General features: G+C 59.4%; 1 protein-coding gene. It reads left to right on the top strand.

The genetic code is table 11. The annotated features are described in order from the left end of the window. Window positions 1–44 precede the first annotated feature (44 nt). Window positions 45–377: FAD-dependent oxidoreductase (locus AC1DF0_RS32615; RefSeq protein ID WP_477577770.1), on the top strand; the 333-nt coding region annotated here is incomplete at its 3' end.

The raw sequence follows: 377 nt of genomic DNA on the forward strand, positions 1-377 counted from the left end.
CTCGTAAAACCGCTATTTTCTCGTGTATTTCCGGAGTTCTCTGAATGTCTGCTGGTTGGCTGCGCGCCTGTGCGCTGGTGATGTTAGGACTGTTCAGCGTTTCGGCGCTGGCCAAGGATAAAACAGCGATCGTGGTCGGCGGCGGGCTTTCGGGCCTCACCGCGGCGTACGAACTGCAGAGCAAAGGCTGGCAGGTCACCCTGCTGGAAGCCAAACCGACCCTGGGCGGTCGTTCCGGCATGGCCACCAGCGAGTGGATCGGCAACGACAAGACCCAACCGGTTTTGAACAAGTACATCTCGACGTTCAAGCTGAGCACCACGCCAGCCCCCGAGTTCGTGCGGACCCCGGGTTACCTGATCGACGGTGAATACTTC

This window comes from Paenibacillus sp. 05T425, assembly GCF_056396205.1.